Here is a 22,071-nt window from a genome sequence, read left to right as displayed (position 1 = left end):
GAGTGGGCTCGGCGTTCCCAAGCTGGTTACGCAAGGGCGCGGTGGTGACACAGGCGTGGCGGCACTCGCCGGCGGCTCCGCTACCTACGGGCGCATTGCCGTAGCGCTCGGCTTGGCCTACATAGCAGCCCAAACCAAGGTTCCTACGAGGTCGCAAGCCTATGGCTCGCCAGTTTATCTATCACATGAGCGGAATGTCCAAAGCCTATGCCGGTGGCAAGAAGGTGTTGGACAACATCCACCTGTCATTCTACCCCGATGCCAAGATCGGCGTGCTGGGTCCGAACGGCTCGGGTAAGTCGACCTTGCTCAAGATCATGGCGGGCATCGATACCGAGTTCACCGGCGAAGCCTGGTTGGCCCAGGGCGCCAAGCTTGGCTACCTCTCGCAGGAGCCCGAGCTTGATCCGGCGCTCAACGTGCTCGGCAATGTCATGACCGGGGTCAAGGAAAAGAAGGCCGTCATCGATCGCTATAACGAGCTGATGATGAACTATTCCGACGAGACCGCCGATGAAGCGGCCAAGTTGCAGGACCAGATCGACGCTGAAAACCTGTGGGACCTCGAGTCCCAGGTGGAGGTGGCGATGGAAGCCCTGGGTTGCCCTCCGGGCGAAGCCGACGTGACCAAGCTTTCAGGCGGCGAACGCCGCCGCGTGGCCCTGTGCGCCCTGTTGCTCAGCAAGCCCGACCTGCTGCTGCTCGACGAGCCCACCAACCATCTCGATGCCGAGACCACCGCTTGGCTGGAGCGCCATCTGCGCGAATTCGCCGGCGCCGTTTTGATCATCACCCACGATCGCTACTTCCTCGACAATGTCACCGGCTGGATCCTGGAACTCGATCGTGGTCGCGGCGTGCCCTATGAAGGCAACTATTCGGCTTACCTCTCTGCCAAAGCCAAGCGCTTCGCCCAGGAAAAGAGCGAAGACCAGGCTCGCGCCAAGGTGCTTGAGCGCGAACGCGAATGGATGGGGCAGTCCCCCCAGGCGCGCCAGTCCAAGAGCAAGGCTCGCCTCAAGGCCTATGACGAACTGGTCAAGATCAATGAGGCGCGGACGCAGTCCTCGACCGCCCAGATCATCATTCCGGTGGGCGAGCGCCTGGGCCAGAACGTCATCGACGTGGAAGGCCTCTCCAAATCCTTTGGTGATCGCCTCCTGATCGACAATCTCACCTTTAAGCTGCCCCCGGGCGGCATCGTGGGCATTATCGGCCCCAATGGCGCGGGCAAGACCACGCTGTTCAAGATGCTGACGGGCCAGGAGCAGCCTGACTCCGGCACCATCAAGGTCGCCGAAAATGTCCATATGGGCTATGTCGACCAGAGCCGGGACAGCCTCAACCCCAACAAGACTGTGTGGGAAGAGATCTCGGAGGGCGACGAAATCCTCATGCTGGGCAAGCGCGAGGTCAATTCGCGCGCCTATACCTCGTCCTTCAACTTCAAGGGCGGCGATCAGCAGCAAAAGGTGGGCAATCTTTCGGGCGGGCAGCGCAACCGGGTGCACCTGGCCAAGATGCTCAAGTCTGGCGCCAACGTCCTCCTCCTCGATGAGCCGACCAACGATCTGGACACCGAAACCCTTGCGGCGCTCGAAGAGGCGCTGGAGGAATTCGCCGGCTGCGCCGTGATCATCAGCCACGATCGCATGTTCCTCGATCGGCTGGCGACCCATATGCTGGCCTTTGAAGGCGACAGCCATGTGGAATGGTTCGAGGGCAACTTCGCCGACTATGAAGCCGACAAGGTCCGGCGCCTCGGCACCGATGCGGTCAATCCCAAGCGCGCCACCTATAAGCCGCTGACGCGCTGATCGGACCGATGATGACGGGCGAGCCCTTCGACATCGAGATCGGCCAGGCAATCCTGGCCGGCTCCGAACTGGGCGAAGGCCTGCCCGTCGTCTTCCTGCATGCCGGCGTTGCTGACAGCCGCATGTGGGCCAGCCAGATGCAGGCGGTTGCCGCTGCGGGCTGGCACGCCATCACCTATGACCGTCGCGGCTTTGGCGAAACCGAAAGCCCCGACGAGCCCTTCAGCCATCTCGATGATCTCGAGGCTCTCCTCGACGCGCTCGATATCCACGCCGCCGTGCTGGTGGGCTGCTCGCTCGGGGGTGGCCTCGCCCTCGATTTTGCCCTGCGCCATCCCGGCCGCATCATTGGCCTTGTTCTGCTCGGCACGTCGGTGACCGGCGCGCCCTGGAGCACTTCGGACATGGAAGCGGCGGTGGAAGCGGCCGAGGAAGACGCCCATGAGCGCGGTGATCTCGACATGCTCAACAAGGTGCAGGCCCATCAGTGGCTCGATGGTCCGCGCGCCCAAAGCGGCCGCGTTGGCGGGGCCGTGCGCGAGCTGTTCCTCGACATGAACGGCATTGCTTTGCGCAAACCCGAACTCACGCAAGGGGAGCCCGCGCCCGAAGTCTGGAGCCGGGTAGGGGAGGTTGCCGCCCCGACGCTGCTGCTGGTGGGCGACGAGGATTTCGGCGCGCTGATCGAGCGGCACGACCATCTCTCCGAAGAAATGCCCAACGCCTTTGCCGCGGTACTCGAAGGCGTCGCCCACCTGCCCAGCATCGAGCGGCCTGATCTGGTCAACACGCTGCTGCTGCAGTTCCTCGATGCCATCGAAGGCGGCGGCTCGCCTGAGCTCGACTAGCCGGTGACCACAAGGGTCTTGGCGCCGCTGTCACGCCCCTGCTAAGGACACCCGAGCCCCGGTTCCGGGGCGGAGCATCCCATGTCCGCGCCAACTTCCCCCGCTACGTCCCCATCCACGACCCGCCCGCAAAGCGGCGACGCGCGCACCGGGGTCCTTGCCGCCATCGGCACGTTCCTGTGCTGGGGCTTCCTGCCGCTGCTGTTCCGGCAGCTCGATGCGGTGGGCTCGGTGATGATCGTGGCCGAGCGCACCCTGTGGTCGTTGCTGCTCTTGGGCGTTATCCTGCTCGTCACGCGCAAGTTCGGCGAAGTTCGCGCTCTCTTTGCCGATCGGCGCAAGGCCATCATCATGCTGGTGTCCGCGGTGCTGCTGGGCGGCAACTGGCTCCTTTATATCTGGGCGGTGGAAACCGGGCAGGTGATCGAAGCCAGCTTTGGCTATTTCATCAACCCGCTGGTCAATGTAGCCATGGGCATGGTGCTGCTGGGCGAGCGGCAGAACCGCCTGCAAACCATTGCCATCGCCATCGCCACCTTCGCCATCCTGCTCCAGGCCATCGGCATGGGCAGCTTTCCGTTCATCGCCCTGGGGCTGGCGCTCAGCTTTGGTTTTTACGGCTATTTCCGCAAGACGGTGATGGCCGGCCCCGTCTCCGGGCTATTCGGGGAAACCGTGCTGCTGGCTCCCGCGGCCCTGGCTTACGTGGTGTTCAACATCGCGACCTATGGCTGGGGCGCCCATGCTGATCCGGGCACGATGGTGCTGCTCATGCTGACCGGCCCCGCCACGGCGGTGCCGCTGCTGCTGTTCGCCTATGGCGTGCAGCGGCTGCGCCTGACCACGATCGGCATGCTGCAATATATTTCGCCGTCCCTGCAGTTCATGGTCGCCGTCTTCGTGTTCCACGAGGAGCTCAACGGTGTGCGGCTCGTCAGCTTCGGGCTGATTTGGCTGTCCCTTGCCGTGTTCAGCTATGACAGCTTCCGCAATCGCCGGCTGCCGGTGGAGCCCGTCCCGGCGGGCTAGCCTTTGGCCTCGCCCATCCCGGTTTCGCGGATCAGCTCGGCCACTTGTTCAAACACCCCAGCGAATGGCGATCCATCTCGCCATACGAGCGACAGGTGCCGGCCTGGGCGAGGCGGCGCCAAGGGGTGGATGGCGATGCGGTCGCCCGCTTCCTTGCGCAAAGCGATCCGGGGCAACAGCGTCACGCCCTGGCCGGCGGCAACAAATTCCACAATGGTGGACAGCGAAGTGGCGGCAAAGGTACGGCTCGATAGCTCGCTGCCGAGATCGCAAGCCGCAATGGCCTGGTCACGAAAGCAATGGCCTTCATCGAGCAACAAGATGCGCTCAGGCGGCACGCCGGCCAGCGATACCGGACCCTCGCGCGCTTCCGCCAAACTCGTGGCCAGCACAAAGGGATCCTCGAACAAGGGGAGGCTGCTCAGCTTGGGGCCGCCCCTTGGCAGCTCGGAGCCGATCAGCGCCAGATCAAGGCTCCCGTCGCCCAGCGCCGCCAGCAAGGCGCCCGTGCGGTCCTCGCTAATGGCAAAGCGCATTTCGGGCAGCCGCTGCGCCAGGGCCGGGAAAACATCGGGCAGCAAATAGGGCGCCACAGTTGGAATCAGCCCGAACCTGAGCGGTCGGTCGGGCGCGGTGGCGGGGCCAGCGGCAAAACTCGCCAGCGCCTCGGCTCCCGATAGCAGGGGGCGAGCCCGCCCAACGAACTCGCGTCCAAAGGGCGTCAGGCGCACTTCCCGCACCAGCCGATCGAAGATCGGGATTCCGCACCAGGCTTCAAGTGACTGAATTTGCTGGGAAAGGGCGGGTTGAGTAACGTTGCAGGCGGCGGCCGCGCGGCCGAAATGGCCGAGATCGGCGACCGCGATGGCGTAGCGAAGCTGTTTGAGGGTAAAGCTCATGATAGGTTCATCTTATCGCATTAAGAAGATCAATCAATTTGCCTGATGAAGATTGATTGGGCACAAGGCTGCCAGATTAGAACGAGTCCAGCTTGCTGACTCGTTGGGCGCAAGGAGTTTCTCGTGAGCGACAGACCAAGACTGACCACCACCGCCGGTGCGCCGGTTACCGATAACCAGAATGCCAAGACCGTCGGCCCGCGTGGCCCGGTGCTGCTCGAGGACTACCAGCTGATCGAAAAGCTCGCGCACCAGAATCGCGAGCGCGTTCCCGAGCGCGTGGTGCATGCCAAGGGCTGGGGCGCCTATGGCACGCTGACTGTCACCGAGGACATCACGCGTTATAGCCGTGCTGCCTTGTTCTCGCATGTTGGCAAGCAGACCGAAATGCTGCTCCGCTTCTCGACCGTGGCCGGCGAGCAGGGTGCCGCCGACGCCGAACGCGACGTGCGCGGCTTCTCGCTCAAATTTTATACCGAAGAGGGCAACTGGGACATCGTGGGCAACAACACGCCCGTGTTCTTTGTCGCCGATCCCTATAAGTTCCCTGACTTCATCCACACCCAGAAGCGTCATCCGCGCACCAATCTACGCTCGGGTACCGCAATGTGGGATTTCTGGTCGTTGTGCCCGGAATCGCTGCACCAGGTCACCATCCTGATGTCCGACCGCGGCATCCCCCAGGCGCCGATGTATATGAACGGCTACGGCTCCCACACTTTCTCAATGTGGAATGCCAATGGCGAGCGATTCTGGGTGAAGTTCCACTTCAAGACCCAGCAGGGCCACCGCACCTTCACCAATCGTGAAGCTGAGGGCGTCATTGCCAAGTCGCGCGAGAGCTACCAGGAAGAGCTTTACACCACGATCGAGAACGGTCAGTTCCCCAAGTGGACCTTCTTCATCCAGGTCATGCCGGAAGGCGAAGAAGACGAGTTTGAGAGCCGCACCGGCTGGAGCGCGTTCGACCTGACCAAGGTCTGGCCCCATGCCGACTATCCGCTGATCAAGGTCGGCGAGATCGAGCTCAACAAGAACCCCGAGAACTACTTCCAGCACATCGAGCAGGCTGCCTTCAACCCGTCCAACGTCGTCCCAGGCATCGGCTTTTCGCCTGACAAGATGCTGCAGGGCCGCTTGTTCTCCTATCCCGATGCGCAGCGCTACCGTATCGGCGTCCACTATCAGTCGATCGAGGTCAACAAGCCCCGCTGCCCGGTGCATCACTATCATCGCGACGGCGAAGCCACGCTCGGTATGCGCACCAATGCGGACGCTTATTACGAGCCCAACAGCTTTGGCGGCCCGGTGGAAGATCCAAGGTTTGCCGAACCACCGCACCGCTATGAAGGCGTTGTGGGCCGCTATGACTTCCGTGGCACGGCCGATCACTTTAGCCAGCCGCGGGCACTGTTTGCCCTTTTTGACGAAGGCCAGCGCCAGCGGCTGTTCTCCAACATTGCCGAAGCCATGAACGGCATCCCCCAGTTCATCGAAGATCGCCAGCTGGCGTTGTTCGATCAGGTGGACCCGGCCTATGGCGCCGGCGTACGGGCGGCTTTGGTCAAGGTGAAGGGCGAAACCGATGCCGAGAAGACCTCGAGCATCAGCACCAGCCACAGCAGCGAAGTCGGCTCGCACTAAGTCGCAGAGATGATGGAAGGGGCGCACTGGTTGCGCCCCTTCTTCTATCTGGTTGCGTACAATTTTAGTCAATTGCTCCGCATCCGTTTGACCGGGCGCAAGCGAGTGCGGGCGCAGGGTGGTTCTACGCATAGTCGTGGAGACCACCGATGAACGAACTCGATCAAGGCCAACGCGCATTCTCCAGCTTCCGGGTCTTGAATGGCGAGGACAATCACTCCGAGCGCGAACAGCTGTTCCGCAACATGGCGCAATTGTTCAGCTATGTTTCCGACCGCTGCGACGACGAGCAGGTTGCCCAGTATGACGAGGTGCTTTGCCACCTGGCCGAGCTGGTCGAGGTGGAAGCGCGCGCCCATGTCGCCAAGTTGCTGGCGCCACTGGAACGCGCTCCGGGCACTGTCGTGGTCAAGCTCGCCAATGATGATATCGAAGTAGCGCGTCCGCTGCTCGAATTCTCCAATGTCCTCAGTGACGACGATCTGATCGACATCATCAGCAAGCAGAGCGAAGCGCATCGTGTCGCCATTGCTAGTCGCCCCAGCGTGCCCGAACGGGTGGGCGAGGCCATTATCGAGCATGGCGAGACTTCCTCGCTGGTGCGGCTGGTGCGCAATTCCCATGCCGAGTTCGACCGGGCGACGTTGCAAAAGCTGGTCGCCCGCGCCACCCAGGACGCCGAGATCGCCCATGACCTGCGCGGCCGGCACGATCTGGATTGGCAGTCGCTGCGCGGCGAGATCCATCAGCTGTCGGATAAGGTGCTGGAAGATCTCTCGCGGGCCGAGAGCACGCTGGATCCGGTGGCCGCTGGCAAGGTCAACGCGGTGGTGTTCAACCGCATCCGCAATGGCGTCGGCTTTGCCGCCTCCGAGTGGAAGCTGGCCTATAACCAGGTCAAGGCGCTGTCCGATCGCAAGCAGTTGGACGACCGCGCGCTCGCGCGCTTTGCTCGCTTTGGCTATGGCCACCACGCGGCCGCTGCCATCAGCGTAATGCTGCGCATCACCCCCGAAGTGGTGGTGAAGTGGCTCGCGAGCCAGGATTATGTCGCGGTAAGCGTCGCGCTCAAGGCCGCGGGCGTTGCGCCCGACCTGTTTGCAGCCCTTTTTGCCGTGCTGCCCTGGCGCGATCTGCCCAGTGCCGATGACAAGGTATTGATCCAGCAGCGTTTCGTTGGCATGGATCGCGAGGAAGCCGACGAGATATTTGCGCTGTGGCGGGCCCATTCCTTCCGCAAGCGCACCGCGACCGACGAACGCGCCTCCGCCTAGGCCTAAGCCTCTGGACCTCCGTCCCAAAGGGATATAAAGATATCTTTATATCTCGTGAGGGCTGATGGCTGAGTTGGCGGAATTGGTGGGAGTGCTCAAGGCGGCAGGTGAGGGGACTCGCCTGCGCCTTCTGGCTTTACTCGCTGGCGGGGATCATTCCGTCAAGGACCTGACCGAAATCCTTGATCAAAGCCAGCCGCGCGTTTCGCGCCATCTCAAGCTCCTAGCCGATGCTGGCCTCGTGCAACGCAATGCCGAGGGCGCCTGGGCTTATTACGGCCTCGCCCAGGACGGCGAAGCGGGAGCGGTTGCGCAATGGCTGGTGGGGCGGGTGGATCACACCGACCCAGAGCGGGTGCGCGACTGCGAACGGCAGGCCGAGGTGCGTGCCGCCCAGCAGGCGCAGGCGGCGCATTACTTTGCCAAGGTCGCCGGCAGCTGGGACCTGCTCAAAACGCTCCATGTTCCTGAAGACGCCGTCGAATCGGCTGTGCTTGGGGGCTTCCAGGGGGGGCCGGTGGAGTTGCTGCTTGATCTGGGCACCGGCACCGGGCGCATGCTCCAGCTGCTGGCCGATCGCTACAAGCGCGGCATTGGCGTTGATTCCAGCCGCGAAATGTTGAGCGTGGCGCGCGCGCGGCTTGGTTCGGCCGGCGTGACCCATGCGCAGGTGCGGCTCGGAGACATGGCCGAACTGGACCCTGCACTCGGACCCGCCGATGCCATCGTGATCCACCAGGTCCTGCATTATTTCGATGATCCCGGCCGCATGCTGATGGGCGCGCGCGAATTGCTCAAGCCAGGCGGGCAGATGGTGATTGTCGATTTTGCCCCTCATGAACTCGAATTCCTGCGCACCGAGCATGCGCATCGACGGCTGGGCTTGTCCCAGGCGCAGATGAGCGGTTGGGCCGCGAGTGCCGGGCTGCAGGTGCAGACCGTGCGGGAATTCCCCAGTGACAATGGCGACCGCGGGCTGACCGTCTGCCTGTGGCGCCTCTGCGCATAAACTTGAATGGAACAGCCATGATCGAAGACAGCGACCGCACCAGCCGGCAACTTGCGGAAAAGCGCCCGCCGCTTCACCTTTCCTTTGAGTTTTTCCCGCCCAAGAACGACGCCACCGAGGAGCGCTTCTGGGAAAGCCTGCACAAGCTCGCGCCGCTCCACCCCGAATTCGTTTCCGTCACCTATGGCGCCGGCGGCACGACGCGCGAACGCACCTTGCGCATGGTGTCGAGCATCACCGACCAGACTGGGCTATCGGGTGCCGCGCACCTGACCTGCGTCGGCGCCACGCGCGACGAGGTTGATGCCGTCGTGCGCGCTTATCAAGCCGCCGGGGTCAACCGCATCGTTGCCCTTCGCGGCGATCCGCCTGAAGGGGTAGGGCAGCCCTTCACGCCCCATCCCGAAGGCTACCGCAACGCCGCGGACCTCGTCGCCGGTATCCGCCGCATCGGTGATTTCGACATTTCCGTTGCGGCCTATCCCGAGCGGCACCCGCAAAGCCCCGATTGGCAAAGCGATATCGATAATCTGAAGAGCAAGCTCGACGCCGGCGCCACCCGCGCGATCACGCAGATGTTCTTCAACAATGCCGATTACCTGCGCTTCCTGGAACGTGCTCGCGCCGCCGGCATCACCGCCCCGATCATCCCCGGCATCCAGCCCATCCACAGCTTCAAGCAGATCTCGGGCTTTGCCGCCCGCTGCGGCGCTTCCATCCCACCCTGGATGGTCGAGCGATTCGAGGGCCTGGACGATGATCCGGAAACCCATGCGCTTGTGGCCTCCGCCGTGGCTGCAGAGCAGGTCACCGAGCTACTCGACGAAGGCGTCACCGCCTTCCACTTCTATACGCTCAACCGCTCTAATCTGGTGCTGGCGCTTGCCCGGCTGCTGGGTCGGCGCGCCAATTAATTCCGCCTTAACCATGTTCTGGTGGCATGGCCAGATGCCGTTCAGGTTCTGTTCAGGCGCGTGGCCGCTATGTGGCGGGCTGACATGGTCTCCTTGAAATGGCCATGAAAACCGTCTTTCTACCGGTTTTGAGGGCGGGACAACAGGGTTTGAGAACATGAAATTCGATCGTCGTCTCACCAATGGCCTGGCATGGGCCGGTCTGTTTGTTGTTGTCGGCGTACCCGTCGCCGATATGCTGTCAGCCCAGCTGCTGGGCGAGCCCGAGCGCGTGGCCGTCATCTCGCCGCAGGCGCCGATCCCTGCGCCAGCGGGCGAACGGCCCACAGCCAAGCCGGTAAAGGAAGCTGTCGCCAGCGCACCAACAACTCCGGTCGCCGCTAAGCCAGCCGCGATCGCCCCGGTCAAGGCTGAGTCGGCGGCGCCCGCCAAGGCAGTAGAGCCGGTCAAGCCCGTGGCCGAGCCCGCAAAAACCGGCAACAAGCCCGGCGATCCGGTGAACTCGTTCCTCGAGTCCGGCAAGGCGATGCCTTCCTATATCACCGAGGCCAATGCTGCGCCCCAGGCTTCCCCCGCTCAACCGACGGCTCCGGCTCCCGTTGTGGCTCCGGCTCCCGCTCCGGCCGTTGCCGCTGCGCCCCTCGATCCCGCGGCTCCTGGAGTTGACCCCGTGGAAGTCGCTTCGCTGCCGCCCCAGAAGGTGGCACCCGTGCCGATGCCACTGTCCATGCGTCCCCCGGCGCAGATTGCCGTGGCACCGAGCCGGGATGAGCCCGTGATCATTCCGCCCGATGTTGTCAGTGCCGACCGTGGCCGGATCGACGCTGACGATCTGGAGGACTGGGAGTCCGGCCCGCTTTCCGAATTCCTCAACCGGCGCCAGGGCGGATCCGGAAGGACCGCTGGCTTTGAGGAAGAATTCTATCCCGAGGAACCCGTTCGCCGGGGCCGGGATCGCCTGATCGGGCCCGTCGAGGAAGTTTATATCGTCCCCTTCCGCTGATGGGCTGGCATGCGCGGGGAGTGGTGGACGCCGCCCCGCGCCGCCGGTATTTTCCCAACCCAACTGGCGGACGAGTCGTTCGCCGGACGCTGCCGAAAGGAGCCGCAATGCTGTGCTGTGTGCGCAAAGTGGAAGAGAACAAGGATCGCTGGGAGAAACTCTCGGCCTTTCTCGGCTCGTTCACGCGTCGCACTGGACTGGCCGGCTCCGTCGCCAATATCCTTGATCCCGACACCTGGCTGCCGGGCGGACGCGATGCGGCCTTTACCCTCGCGCTGATAGCGCTATCGGCCAAGATGGCGGTGGCCGATGGGGCGGTGACCGCCTCGGAAGTGCGTGCCTTCAACGCGACGGTCGAAGTCTCCCAGGAGCAGGAGCCTCAGGTTGAGCGCTTGTTTAATCTGGCCAAGCAGGATGTAGCGGGTTTTGAAAGCTATGCCCGCAAGATCGGCCGCTTTTTCGCCGATAGTCCCGATACGCTCGAGCATGTGCTCGATAGCCTGTTCTTTATCGCGACCGCCGACGGCATGGTGCATGAGGCCGAGCTGGAATATCTCCACTCCGTCAGCAACATCTTCGGCTTTGATGAAGCGCGCTTCGAGCAGATCTCGGCCCAGCATGTCATGCTGGATAGCGATCTTGACCCCTATCTCGTGCTTGGCCTGACTCCCGGCGCGCCACCAGAAGAAGTGCGCCGCGTTTATCGCCTTCTTGTTGCCGAACACCACCCTGACCGTCTCATCGCCAAGGGCGTACCTGAGGAACTGATCGAGGTTGCTACAGCGCGCATGGCGGCGATTAATCTGGCCTATCAGGCGATTACCAAGCCACGCGTCCAGCCGCTGCTGCCCAGCAGTGCTTGACGGCACCAACGATCCGTTTCTACAAGGCCCATGCCAGTTGACCGGGTGGCCGCTGCCGGATGGGTAACCATCCGGGAGAGGAAAGTCCGGGCTCCTTCGAAACACGGTGCCGGGTAACGCCCGGCGAGGGCGACCTCAGGGAAAGTGCCACAGAAAGCAAACCGCTCCGGCGCGCCGGAGTAAGGATGAAAGGGTGCGGTAAGAGCGCACCGGGGACCCAGCAATGGGGACCGCACGGTAAACCCCACCGGGAGCAAGACCAAATAGGGATGACGCGGGGCTTCATGCCCCAGCCGGTTTTGAGGCCAGATCATCCGGGTTGGTTGCACGAGGCGCCTGGCAACAGGCGTCCTAGATGAATGGTCACCACGTACCGCGCGCAAGCGCGGTGCCCTACAGAACCCGGCTTACAGGTCAACTGGCGCCTTTTACGAGGCAGAGAACTGGAGCGACACGCGGGTGCCGCGTCCCTCGGCCTGATAGGCGACAGTGCCCCCAAGGCCGTGGGCCATTGCTTTGACAATACGGCTGCCCAGGCCCGTGCCCTGGGGCTTGCCGGTGCCGTTCCAGCCGATCCCATCGTCTTCCACCACCAGGTCGATCAGTTCGCCCTTGCGGGCAACGCTGATGCGCACTTCGCCACCGGCATCGGCGCCATAGGCGTATTTTATGGCGTTGGTGACGAGCTCGGTCACGATAACACCCACGGAAGCGGCCTTTTCCGTGGGAATGGAGATGTTCTCGACCGCAACGAGGATGCGCGAAAGGCTGCCCGCCGCCTGCATCGAGGTTTCAAGTTCGCTGGCAAGGCTTTGCAGATATTCGCCAATATGGACCGAGCGCACATCGTCAGTGGTGTAGAGATGCCGGTGCACGCCCGCGATAGCCTGGATGCGGGCCTGGGTTTCGGCCAGCGCGCTGCGAGCTTCCTCATTGGTGATGGCATTGGCCTGCAGGCCCACCAACGCCGCCACCATGGCCAGGCTATTGGCCACGCGGTGGTTGACCTCGCCCAGCAGCGTTTCGGCGCGGTCCTTGGCCTCGCGCATTTCCTGCTCCGCCTTGGCCTTGGCGCGGTTGAGGCGTTGCAGGTCCACGGCATGGCCGATTGCGCTGGTCAGGAGTTCCAGGAAGTCCATGTCGACGGTTTTAAGGACGTAATCGGCCGCGCCCGCCTTGAGCGCCGCCACCGCCACGGCCGTTTCCACCGTGCCAGTGACATAAACCACCGCCGGCCGGTCAGGCATATCGGCCAGTTGAGCCAGAACATCGAGCCCGGTGCCGGTGGGCAGATTATGATCCAGCGCCACCACGTCGATGCCGCCTTGCGCAATGCGCGCCAGGCCTTGTTCGCCCGTCGTTGCATGCTCGAAGATATAGCCGCGCCGCTCTATTGCCTTCTGCACAAGGCGTGCAAGGCCGGCATCGTCATCGATATAGAGCACATAGGGCGTGCGGTTAGGCATGGGTCAGTCGGCTTCCGGAACCTGAATCACCGAGAAAAACAATCCCAGCTGGCGAATCGCGTTGGCAAACCCGTCATAGTCGACTGGTTTGGTGATATAGACATTGGCGCCCAGATCATAGCAACGCTGGATTTCGCGCTGGTCATCAGTGGTGGTCAGCACCACGACTGGTGAGCGGCGGGTATGTTCGTTGCTCTTGACCTTCTCGAGGATGTCGACGCCGGTCATGTCGGGCAGGTTCAGATCGAGCAGGATCAGCAATTGCCGTCCGCTGCTGACTTCGCCGCTGCCATCATTGCCCATTAGATAGTTCAGCGCCGAGGTGCCGTCGGTGAAGGGGATGATCTGGTTGCTGACGCCGGCTCGCCGGATGTTCTTCTCGATCAGGCGCGCGTGTCCCTCGTCGTCCTCGATCATGACAATGGTGACGGGTGTGCCGGAGTTCATTTTGCATTGCTCCCGAGATAGCTGCGCAGATCGCGCGGCAGATTGATTCTAAAGGTCGTTCCTTTGCCCAGCTCCGAGGAGAGGGTAATTTCGCCACCCAGGCTGCGCACCATGGTGCGCACATGCGCCAGGCCGATGCCTTCGCCCGGTTGGCTCTGGCTACCAGAGCGGCGGAAAAGTTCAAAGACGCGCTCATGGTCAGTAGACGCAATGCCGCGGCCGTTATCGATCACTTCGATGTTGAGTCGGTTGCGCTCGGCGGGCAGGGCCCGGATGGCCACGGTCAGCGGTCGGCCAGGTTCCTGGTACTTGACCGCATTGTCCAGGAGATTGCCGAGCACCTGTTCCAGCGAAAGCCGGTCAGTGACGAGGCGTGCGACCTTGACCTCGGTTGTAACCGAGCCGCCATTTTCCGTCACCTGATGCTGGATGGCGCTGACCGAGGCGTCGATGATTTCGGCGAGGTTCAGTGCTTCGGGCTTGAGCTGGCGCCGGCCTTCGCGGGAAATCTTGAGGATGGCGTTGATCAGTGCATCCATCTTGCGGGTCGAAGAGCGGATAAAGCCGATCGCCTCCGGCAGGTCCTCGGTGGCGGCCAGGCGCGCCTCGGCGAATTTCGGATCTCCCGATTCTTCGCGCTCGCTCATATAGTCACGCAGGATAGCGACGCTGGTTTCCAGTTCGCTGGTAAACCCCATGATGTTGACGAGAGGCGCGCGCAGATCATGGGTCACGATGTAGGCGAAGCGTTGGATTTCCTCATTGGCCTTGCCCAGGTCCGCGGTGCGTTCCTGCACCCGCTCCTCAAGGCTTTGATTGGCTTCTTCCACTTCGCGGCGGGCCCGGGCAATTTCCCTGGTATAGGCCAACGCTGTCCAGACTGAGCCCCCCACCACAGCAACGATCACCAGCGCGCCAAAAATGGCGACCCAACGCAGCGCGGTGGCGGCATTGCGCTGGTCGACCACGCCGGTATCGAGGCGCTCCTGTGCGCTTGCCACCAGCGCCACGAGGAAGTCGCGGGTGCGCCCCATGTTCTCATTGCCGGTGTCGCTGTTGACGATCGCCAGGGCGGCATCGCGATCGCCAGCGCGCATCAGATCAATAGTTCGGGCAAGTTCTTGCAGCTTGATGTCGATGGCAGATTGGAGTTCGACAAGGCCTTCGCGAAGCTGGGGATAGGGCGCGAGCACGGTGACCAGCCGCTGCTGCAACACGGGCAGTCGTTGAACGGCCCCGGTATAGGGTTCCAGATAGGCTTCGTTGCCTGTCAGCAGAAAACCGCGCTGCCCTGTTTCGGCATCCACCAATGCGTTGCGCAGATCGGTAGCGGCGCTGCGGATCTCGCGCGATACGACCACCTCGTTGAAATAGCCCTGGGTGCGCTCAACCAGCCAGATCGTCGTGCCGACAATGCCGACCAGTGCAAAAAAGCCGACCAACAAGAGAATGGTGGTCGCGCGAACAAAGGCATTGTTCGATATCGGCATCAAATTACCCTGAAGTGACGGTTGTTCATGGCCTAATCCGCTGGAGGGGGCAACCTTGAATTCCGCCCTCCAGGTGGGCAGGCATCGCGCGCGATGCCTCGGGTGTGATCGGCAACTTGCCGTGCGCGCGACATGGGAAACAGAATCTTAAACACACTGGTCCAAGAGTGAGCTTGGTTTGAGTGACCCGCATCGACGCGGGCGTGGAGTTATGGTCGCATGGGCAAGAGTAAGATGCCCGAAGCCAGCCAAGAGAATATGTCGCATATCCCCGTGCTCCTCGATGAGGTGCTGGCGGTGTTTGCGCCTGTTCATGGCAAGCGAATCGTTGATGGCACTTTTGGTGCCGGCGGCTATTCCCGCGCGCTCTTGGCTGCCGGGGCCGAGGTCGTGGGCATTGATCGCGATCCAAGCGTGCTGCCCTTTGCCGATGCATTGAAGGCCGACTACCCCGACCGGTTTACCTTTCTGCCGGGCACATTTTCCCAGCTTGACGATTTGGCGGGCGAGCAGGGCCCGTTTGACGGGGTGGTGCTCGATATCGGCGTCAGCTCGATGCAGCTGGACGAGGCCGAGCGCGGCTTTTCCTTCATGCGCGAGGGTCCACTCGACATGCGCATGAGCGGGGCAGGCGAAAGCGCTGCTGATCTCGTCAATGGCCTTGAGGCAGAAGCGCTTGCCAACCTGCTTTATGCCTTCGGCGAAGAGCGCAAGTCGCGGCGTATCGCCCAGTTCATCGTGGCGGCCCGCCAGGAAGCGCCAATCGAAACAACCTTGCAGCTGGCCCGCATCATCGAGAAAGCCATCGGCCGCAAACCCGGCGATGCCCATCCGGCCACCCGCTCGTTCCAGGCGCTGCGTATTGCCGTTAATGCCGAGTTCGAGCAGTTGGTGCAGGGCCTGTTCGCGGCCGAGCGCCTGCTAGGTGAAGGTGGGCGGCTCGCCGTCATTACCTTCCACTCCCTTGAAGACCGCATCGTCAAACGCTTCTTTGATCCCGACAAGGGCGCGCCAACTCAGTCACGGCACCTGCCGCAGGTGGTGGGCGAAGAGCGGCGCTGGGTCGAAGTTGCTAAGGCGAAAAAGCCTGGCAGCGCCGAGCTTGAGCGCAACAGCCGCTCGCGGTCGGCCATTCTGCGCTGGGCGGTCCGGGGCGCTGCGCCCGCCCGTCCGGTGCGAATGGAGGGCCTTGGCGTGCCAACAATCCGGGGAAATGCATGATCCGCAACCTCAACATTCTGCTGCTGTTTTCCAGCGTGCTGATGCTTTCGGGCGTTTACGCGCTGAAATTCTCCATCGAGCACACCGCCAGCGAGCGCACGGCGCTGATCGCCCGCATCGACCAGCAGGAGGGTGACCTTTCTCTGCTCAAGGCCGATTGGGCGGTGCTCAACCAGCCCGGCCATATCGATCCGATCGTTCGTCGGCACCAGGCGGCGCTAGGCGTTGTGCCGGTCAAGCAGGAGCAGTTTGGCTCGTTTGCGAGTCTCCCCATGCGGCCGGTCAAGCCCAACAGCGCCGCGCTTAACGCGCTGTTCCAATCGCTGGACGCCGGCATCGACCCCATCGACGCTATTCTCGAACTTGAGGGTATTGAGTAATGGCCTTGGCGCACGAGAACTTCGCCCCGCCCATTTCGCTCGACGGCGCACGCAAAGTCCGCGGCAATCTCACCCAGGCGCGCATTCGCTGGATGATCTTCGCGATCGTGCTGGGTTTTGCTCTGGTGAGCGCGCGGCTGGTGCAGTTGGGCATGGTCGTGCCCGACTCCACGATCGAAGGGCAGGCACGCGACCTGATCACCGCGACTCGCCCGCCAATTCTTGACCGCAATGGGCTCGAAATGGCGGTCGATATTCGCGTCCCCTCACTTTTTGCCGAGCCGCGCCGCATCATCGATGTGGAAGAAGCCGTGCAAAAACTGCGCACTGTCATCCCGGATCTCGACGAGAAGTGGCTGCGCGACCGGCTCACTGGCGACAAGGGCTTTGTTTGGCTCAAGCGCGAGCTGTCGCCCTCCATCCAGGAGCGGGTGATGCGGCTGGGCATCCCGGGCATCGACTTCATCACCGAATCCAAGCGCTTTTACCCCGGCATGGCCGAGGCTTCCCACGTTCTGGGCTCCACCAATATCGACAACCAGGGCATTGCCGGCATCGAGCGGCACATGGACGGCGAGAACGTCGCTCTCCTGCAGGAGCTGGGTCTTGCCCGCGGCAATGCGCTGACCCCGGTTGAGCTTTCCATCGACATGCGCACCCAGCATGTGATGCACGAGCAGCTGATGGACGCGATGACGCGCTACCAGGCGATTGCTGCCGCCGGCATCATGCTGGATGTGCACACCGGCGAGGTCATCGCGCTCGCCTCTGTGCCCGATTTCAATCCGAATGATCCCGCCTCGGCACTGGTCAAAGACAGCTTCAACCGTATCACCGCCGGCATTTTCGAACCCGGCTCCATCTTCAAGACCGTGACCATTGCCGGTGCACTCGATAGCGGTGCGGTGTCGGTGAGCGATCAGTTCGATGCTCGCTTCGGCGTCCGCTTTGGCCGCTTCACCATCGATGACTTTCACGGCAAGCACCGCATTCTCAGCCTGCCCGAAGTTTATAAATACTCGTCCAATATCGGCACGATCCGCATCATGCAGGCCATGGGCAAGGAGCCCTATCGGCAGTTCCTGAGCACGATGGGCTTTGACCAGCGGGTACCCTTCGAGCTGCCCGAGATGCGCTTGCCAACGGTTCCCAAGCAGCTGTCCGAAGTTGGCGCGGCCACCGCGTCTTTCGGTCACGGCTTATCGGTCTCCCCTCTGCACATGGCGGTAGCCTATGCAGCATTCGTCAATGGCGGCAATTACGTGCCTCCCACGCTTTACAAACGTGACCTGGGGGAGGCCGAGTCCCTGTACCGGCGCGTCCTGCAGCCATCCACCAGTGATGCCCTGCGCTATCTCATGCGGCTTAATGCCCTTGAAGGTTCGGGCTCGCAGATGAACAAGGAAGCGCTGGGTTATCGCGTCGGCGGCAAGACCGGCACGGCCGAAAAGGTGGTTGACGGCCGCTATTCTTCCAGCAAAGTCACCAACTTCTTTGCGTCGGCGTTCCCGCTGGACAATCCGCGCTATGCAATGGTGATCATGGTCGACGAGCCCAAGGCCGAAAACCCGCAGTCCGGCACCACCGCGGGCTGGAATGCCGGTACCGTCACCGGTCGCATCGTGCAGCGGGTTGCGCCCATGCTGGGCATCGCGCCCGATTTCTCCGAAGCGCTTGATCAGGCGCTGAAGCCCGCTGGCGTTTACTAAGGCCAACCACAAGGACCTGTTGCAGTGTCACTGAGCGTATCCCAGTTGCTGGAAGGATCAGGCGCCGCGCCGGTCGAGGATCTGGGTGCGGTGTTCGGCCTCGACTCGGACAGCCGGCGGATCGAGCTGGGCGAGCTGTTCTTTGCGCTCCCCGGCGCAGCGGTGCATGGCAATGCCTTTATCGCCGATGCGGTGGGGCGCGGGGCCTTGGCAGTGGTCACCGATCTCGTGCCCGCCCAAGATCCCGGCGTGCCAGTGATCGTGGTTCCCGATGTCCGCGCCGCCTATGCCCGCGCCGCCGCGCGCATTTTTGCGCCCCAGCCGCAAACCGTGGTGGCGGTCACCGGCACCAATGGCAAGACGTCCGTCGCGTCTTTCGTGCGGCAGATCTGGCTGCATGCCGGAATTGCTGGCGCCAGCATCGGCACGCTGGGGGTGCAAACCGCCACCCGGCACATCGAAGGCAGCCTCACCACCCCCGACGCGCGATCAATCCACCAGAACATGCGCGCGCTCAAGGGGCAGGGCATCGACCATGTCGCGCTCGAAGCCTCCAGCCATGGTCTTGATCAGCGGCGTCTCGACGGTATGCGCTTTGCCGCTGTCGCCTTCACCAACCTGACGCGCGATCATCTCGATTACCACGCCGATATGGATGAGTATCGCGCGGCTAAACTGCGGCTCTTTAGCGATCTGCTGGCCGATGGTGGCACGGCGGTGGTCTATATGGACGATCCCGAGCACGCGGCTTTCCTCGCGGCCGCGGTCGACCGGGGCGCAAAGCTGCTGGGCGTTGGCCATGCCCCCGGGGCTGCCATCCAGATCCTTTCGGTGACAACGCAGGGCTACGGGCAGCGCGTCGAGGTCCGCTTCGAAGGCGAAACCGTGAGCTTTCACCTCCCGCTCACCGGCGAATTCCAGGTCGGCAACGCCCTGGTTGCCGCTGGGTTGGCGATAGCGAGCGGTGTCCCCAAGGCGATAGTTTTCGCCGCGCTTGAGGAGCTGCGTGGCGCCAAGGGGCGCCTGGAACTCGTAGCCGAGCACAATGGCGCGGCGGTGTTTGTGGATTATTCCCACACGCCCGACGCCTTGAAGACCGCGCTCATGGCTTTACGCCCCTATGTGACGCGTGATTTGCGTGTGGTATTCGGCGCCGGCGGCGACCGGGACAAGGGCAAGCGTCCGCAGATGGGCGCCGTTGCCGCCGAGCTGGCGGACAAGATCATCGTCACTGACGACAATCCCCGCACCGAAATTGCCGCCACGATCCGCGCCGAGATCATGCATGCGGTACCCCGCGCCGCAGAGATCGGCGATCGCGGCGAAGCCATCAGCACCGCCGTTGCCGCGCTCCAGCCCGGCGACGTTTTGCTCGTTGCCGGCAAGGGGCACGAGGATTACCAGATCATCGGCACGACCAAGCACCACTTCTCGGACCACCAAGCCGTGGCCGAGGCAATCAAGAGACTCTGATGCCCGCACTCTGGACCCGAGACGCCCTGTTGCAAGCCACAGGGGGGCGGATGGTGGGAACGGTTGGGGCGAGCATCGGCTCGGTTTCCATCGACTCGCGTGACCTGGGTCCCGATGCCTTGTTCGTCGCCATCAAGGGTGACCGCTTCGACGGTCATGACTTTGTGGCCCAAGCCCTGGCCAATGGCGCTGCTGCTGCATTGGTGAGCGAGGGTCGGGGCGAACAAGACGGCTGCATCGTCGTCCCCGATGCGCTGGAGGGACTGCGCGATCTCGCTCGCGCCGCCCGTGCCAGGAGCGAGGCGCTGCTGGTAGGCGTCACCGGCAGCGTTGGAAAGACCACCACCAAGGAGGCGATCCGCACCGTGCTCGAGGCAGCAGGTCCGACCCACGCATCGATCAAGAGTTTCAACAATCACTGGGGCGTGCCGCTGATGCTGGCCCGGATGCCAGCGGAAGCGCAGTTCGGCGTCTTCGAAATGGGCATGAACGCCGCCCGCGAGATCGCGCCCTTGTCGCAACTGGTGCGACCGCATGTCGCCGTGATCACCAATGTAGCCGCCGCACATCTGGAAAATCTTGGTTCTTTGGAAGCCATCGCCGCGGCCAAAGCGGAGATCTTCGAGGGTCTCGAGCCTGGCGGCACCGCGGTGCTCAATGCCGATCACCCCCAGATCGAGCTGCTGCTCGAGGCGGCACGCAAGGTGGGCGTTCAACGGGTGATCACCTATGGGTTCACCGAGAACTGCGACTGGCGCATCCTCGAAACGGATCTGCAGGTCCAGGGCAGCACCGCCACGCTTGAGCATGCCGGCGAGCGCATCTCCCTCCATCTCAACACTCCGGGCCGCCATATGGTGGTCAATGCCGTTGCAGCGCTGATTGTCGCTGACCTCGCCGGAATGGGCCGGGAGGCTGCCGTGGCAGCATTGGCCAGCTTTGGCGCACAGCCGGGCAGGGGGCAGCGCCTGCTCCTGGGCGATCCCGAGCGCCCGCTGCTGCTGATTGATGAAAGCTACAATGCCAACACCGCCTCGATGACTGCGGCGCTCGACGTCTTTGCGGCCCAGCCCGCACCCGGCGGCCGCAAACTGCTGGTGCTGGGCGACATGCGTGAGCTCGGGGCTCAAAGCGCTGCACTCCATGCCAGCCTGGCCGAAGCAGTTCTGCGCTCGGGCGCCGAGCGTATCTACCTGGTCGGCCCCGAAATGGCCGCCCTTGCCACTACACTGGGCGCCGGGCGTGTGGCTTGCCACACACAAACGGCAGCAGAGATGGGGATGATCGTGCTCAACGATCTTGCTTCGGGCGATGCAGTTATGATCAAAGGGTCCAACGGCGTGGGGCTAGCGGGCGTCGTTGAAAAAATCCGGGGCCATTTCCACCAGAAATAGCCCACCCACGCGAGGACACCTCCCAAAAATGCTGTACTTTCTTGCCCAGTTGGGGGACACGCTCGCGGCGTTCAACGTCTTCCGCTATATCACCTTCCGCACGGCGGGGGCGGTGGTTACCGCCTTGTTCTTCGTGTTCCTGTTTGGGCCGGGGATGATCTCCTTGCTGCGCCTCAAGCAAGGCAAGGGTCAGCCGATCCGCGAAGATGGCCCCCAGGGCCACCTGCTGACCAAGAAGGGCACGCCCACCATGGGCGGGCTGATGATCCTGTCGGGCGCGGTTATATCGACCCTGCTTTGGTCAAACCTCACCAATGGCTATGTCTGGGTGGTCTTGTTCGTCACGGTCGGCTTTGGCGCTATCGGCTTTTACGATGACTATCTCAAGGTCAAGCGCATGAGCCACAAGGGCTTTGGCGGCAAGCAGCGCCTCGCCCTTGAAGCGCTCATTGGCGTTGTGGCTTGTTATGCCATCTCGCAACTCTCGCCGGGCGCGTTCTCCAACGCGCTGCTCTTCCCCTTTGCCAAGGGCCTTGCCGTCGATCTCGGCATCTTCTTTGTGCTGTTCGGCGGCTTCGTCATCATGGCCGCCGGTAACTCAGTTAACCTCACCGACGGGCTGGATGGCCTCGCCATTGTGCCGGTGATGGTTGCCTCGGCCTGCTTTGCCCTGATCGCCTATCTCGTGGGTAACCAGGTCTTCTCGGATTACCTGCTGCTTAACCATGTCCCCGGCACAGCCGAACTATCGGTGGTTTGCGGCGCCCTGATTGGCGCCGGCCTCGGCTTTTTGTGGTTCAACGCCCCGCCAGCCCAGATCTTCATGGGCGACACTGGTTCGCTCGCCTTGGGCGGCGCGCTCGGCTCAATCGCCGTCGCCACCAAGCACGAAATCGTCCTTGCAATTATTGGGGGCCTCTTCGTGCTGGAAACCGTGTCGGTGATCGTTCAGGTCGCCTCGTTCCGTCTCACCGGCAAGCGGGTGTTCCGCATGGCGCCCATCCACCACCATTTCGAGCATATGGGCTGGACCGAGAGTCAGGTCGTGATCCGGTTCTGGATCATTTCCTTCGTACTGGCGCTGATCGGGTTGAGTTCCCTCAAGCTACGCTAATTGGCGGCGCTGCGCCGCAGTTGTCCAACTTGTTGCAAAATGCGATGCAAGTTGGAAATCGGTAACCATCCCTGGGT

19 protein-coding genes and 1 other RNA gene are annotated in these 22,071 nt (G+C 62.8%); 16 read left to right on the top strand and 4 right to left on the bottom strand.

The features are described 5' to 3' along the window. Window positions 1–161 precede the first annotated feature (161 nt). The 3 genes from ettA (at window position 162) to rarD (ending at window position 3,694) form a co-directional block, all read left to right on the top strand. Window positions 162–1,817, top strand: a complete 1,656-nt coding sequence (ettA, locus tag HRU92_RS08465) for an energy-dependent translational throttle protein EttA (protein WP_173088033.1) — start codon at window positions 162–164, stop codon at window positions 1,815–1,817. Window positions 1,818–1,825: 8 nt separating this feature from the next. Further along, on the top strand, window positions 1,826–2,665 hold the full coding sequence (locus HRU92_RS08460; protein ID WP_173088031.1) for an alpha/beta hydrolase: 840 nt from the start codon (window positions 1,826–1,828) through the stop codon (window positions 2,663–2,665). Window positions 2,666–2,746: 81 nt separating this feature from the next. Beyond that, the gene (rarD, locus tag HRU92_RS08455; RefSeq protein ID WP_172123674.1) at window positions 2,747–3,694 is read left to right on the top strand and encodes an EamA family transporter RarD; all 948 of its coding nucleotides are present in this window, start codon (window positions 2,747–2,749) and stop codon (window positions 3,692–3,694) included. Here the strand turns inward: rarD and HRU92_RS08450 are convergent. Next, window positions 3,691–4,593, bottom strand: coding sequence for a hydrogen peroxide-inducible genes activator (locus HRU92_RS08450; RefSeq protein ID WP_172123673.1), 903 nt, complete (start codon window positions 4,591–4,593; stop codon window positions 3,691–3,693). The genes rarD and HRU92_RS08450 overlap by 4 nt on opposite strands. Before the next feature lie 123 nt (window positions 4,594–4,716). On the opposite strand from HRU92_RS08450, the gene HRU92_RS08445 reads away from it, so the two are divergent. The 7 genes from HRU92_RS08445 to rnpB all read left to right on the top strand — a co-directional run bounded on the left by HRU92_RS08445 (window position 4,717) and on the right by rnpB (window position 11,726). Then, complete coding sequence (locus HRU92_RS08445; protein ID WP_173088029.1) at window positions 4,717–6,237, top strand: catalase; 1,521 nt, start codon at window positions 4,717–4,719, stop codon at window positions 6,235–6,237. A gap of 149 nt (window positions 6,238–6,386) precedes the next feature. Beyond that, window positions 6,387–7,511 (top strand): DUF2336 domain-containing protein, encoded by a 1,125-nt coding sequence (locus HRU92_RS08440; protein ID WP_172123672.1) that lies wholly within the window; start codon window positions 6,387–6,389, stop codon window positions 7,509–7,511. A gap of 64 nt (window positions 7,512–7,575) precedes the next feature. Beyond that, window positions 7,576–8,520, top strand: coding sequence for a metalloregulator ArsR/SmtB family transcription factor (locus tag HRU92_RS08435; RefSeq protein WP_173088026.1), 945 nt, complete (start codon window positions 7,576–7,578; stop codon window positions 8,518–8,520). 17 nt (window positions 8,521–8,537) lie between these two features. Continuing rightward, entirely contained in the window at window positions 8,538–9,434 is an 897-nt protein-coding gene (gene metF / locus HRU92_RS08430; RefSeq protein WP_172123670.1) for a methylenetetrahydrofolate reductase [NAD(P)H], read from the top strand. A 157-nt stretch (window positions 9,435–9,591) separates the two neighbouring features. Beyond that, a complete protein-coding gene (locus HRU92_RS08425) occupies window positions 9,592–10,437 on the top strand; it encodes a hypothetical protein (protein ID WP_173088025.1) in 846 nt (281 codons plus the stop codon). A 107-nt stretch (window positions 10,438–10,544) separates the two neighbouring features. Beyond that, window positions 10,545–11,300 (top strand): DnaJ family molecular chaperone, encoded by a 756-nt coding sequence (locus HRU92_RS08420; protein WP_127753575.1) that lies wholly within the window; start codon window positions 10,545–10,547, stop codon window positions 11,298–11,300. A gap of 33 nt (window positions 11,301–11,333) precedes the next feature. After that, window positions 11,334–11,726: RNase P RNA component class A (gene rnpB, locus HRU92_RS08415), an RNA gene on the top strand. A gap of 2 nt (window positions 11,727–11,728) precedes the next feature. On the opposite strand, the gene HRU92_RS08410 is transcribed toward rnpB, so the two are convergent. Genes HRU92_RS08410 through HRU92_RS08400 form a run of 3 tightly spaced genes read right to left on the bottom strand, consistent with a single transcriptional unit; the run spans window position 11,729 to window position 14,703 of the window. After that, complete coding sequence (locus tag HRU92_RS08410) at window positions 11,729–12,766, bottom strand: histidine kinase dimerization/phosphoacceptor domain -containing protein (RefSeq protein ID WP_172123668.1); 1,038 nt, start codon at window positions 12,764–12,766, stop codon at window positions 11,729–11,731. A 3-nt stretch (window positions 12,767–12,769) separates the two neighbouring features. Further along, window positions 12,770–13,213, bottom strand: coding sequence for a response regulator (locus tag HRU92_RS08405; protein ID WP_127753573.1), 444 nt, complete (start codon window positions 13,211–13,213; stop codon window positions 12,770–12,772). Then, complete coding sequence (locus tag HRU92_RS08400; protein WP_172123667.1) at window positions 13,210–14,703, bottom strand: CHASE3 domain-containing protein; 1,494 nt, start codon at window positions 14,701–14,703, stop codon at window positions 13,210–13,212. Before HRU92_RS08400 ends, HRU92_RS08405 begins: the two co-directional genes overlap by 4 nt. A gap of 219 nt (window positions 14,704–14,922) precedes the next feature. Between HRU92_RS08400 and rsmH the strand changes: the two genes are divergently transcribed. From rsmH to mraY, 6 genes are read left to right on the top strand one after another with little or no spacing between them, the layout of a single operon-like run. Beyond that, window positions 14,923–15,924, top strand: a complete 1,002-nt coding sequence (gene rsmH, locus HRU92_RS08395) for a 16S rRNA (cytosine(1402)-N(4))-methyltransferase RsmH (RefSeq protein WP_248307058.1) — start codon at window positions 14,923–14,925, stop codon at window positions 15,922–15,924. Further along, entirely contained in the window at window positions 15,921–16,304 is a 384-nt protein-coding gene (locus HRU92_RS08390) for a hypothetical protein (RefSeq protein WP_173088023.1), read from the top strand. Before rsmH ends, HRU92_RS08390 begins: the two co-directional genes overlap by 4 nt. Next, window positions 16,304–18,013, top strand: a complete 1,710-nt coding sequence (locus HRU92_RS08385) for a penicillin-binding protein 2 (RefSeq protein WP_173088021.1) — start codon at window positions 16,304–16,306, stop codon at window positions 18,011–18,013. The genes HRU92_RS08390 and HRU92_RS08385 overlap by 1 nt, the downstream gene beginning before the upstream one ends. Before the next feature lie 24 nt (window positions 18,014–18,037). After that, entirely contained in the window at window positions 18,038–19,486 is a 1,449-nt protein-coding gene (locus tag HRU92_RS08380; protein ID WP_349236711.1) for a UDP-N-acetylmuramoyl-L-alanyl-D-glutamate--2,6-diaminopimelate ligase, read from the top strand. Continuing rightward, window positions 19,486–20,880, top strand: coding sequence for a UDP-N-acetylmuramoyl-tripeptide--D-alanyl-D-alanine ligase (gene murF / locus HRU92_RS08375; protein WP_210258553.1), 1,395 nt, complete (start codon window positions 19,486–19,488; stop codon window positions 20,878–20,880). The genes HRU92_RS08380 and murF overlap by 1 nt, the downstream gene beginning before the upstream one ends. 28 nt (window positions 20,881–20,908) lie before the next feature. Next, a complete protein-coding gene (gene mraY, locus HRU92_RS08370; RefSeq protein ID WP_127753568.1) occupies window positions 20,909–21,994 on the top strand; it encodes a phospho-N-acetylmuramoyl-pentapeptide-transferase in 1,086 nt (361 codons plus the stop codon). Window positions 21,995–22,071: the final 77 nt, after the last annotated feature.

The sequence above is a fragment of the Devosia sp. 1635 genome (assembly GCF_013185955.1).
Classification (GTDB): Bacteria; Pseudomonadota; Alphaproteobacteria; order Rhizobiales; family Devosiaceae; genus Devosia.
The sequence above is the reverse complement of the archived record's forward strand: the minus strand, read 5'-3'. Positions and strand labels throughout refer to the sequence as shown.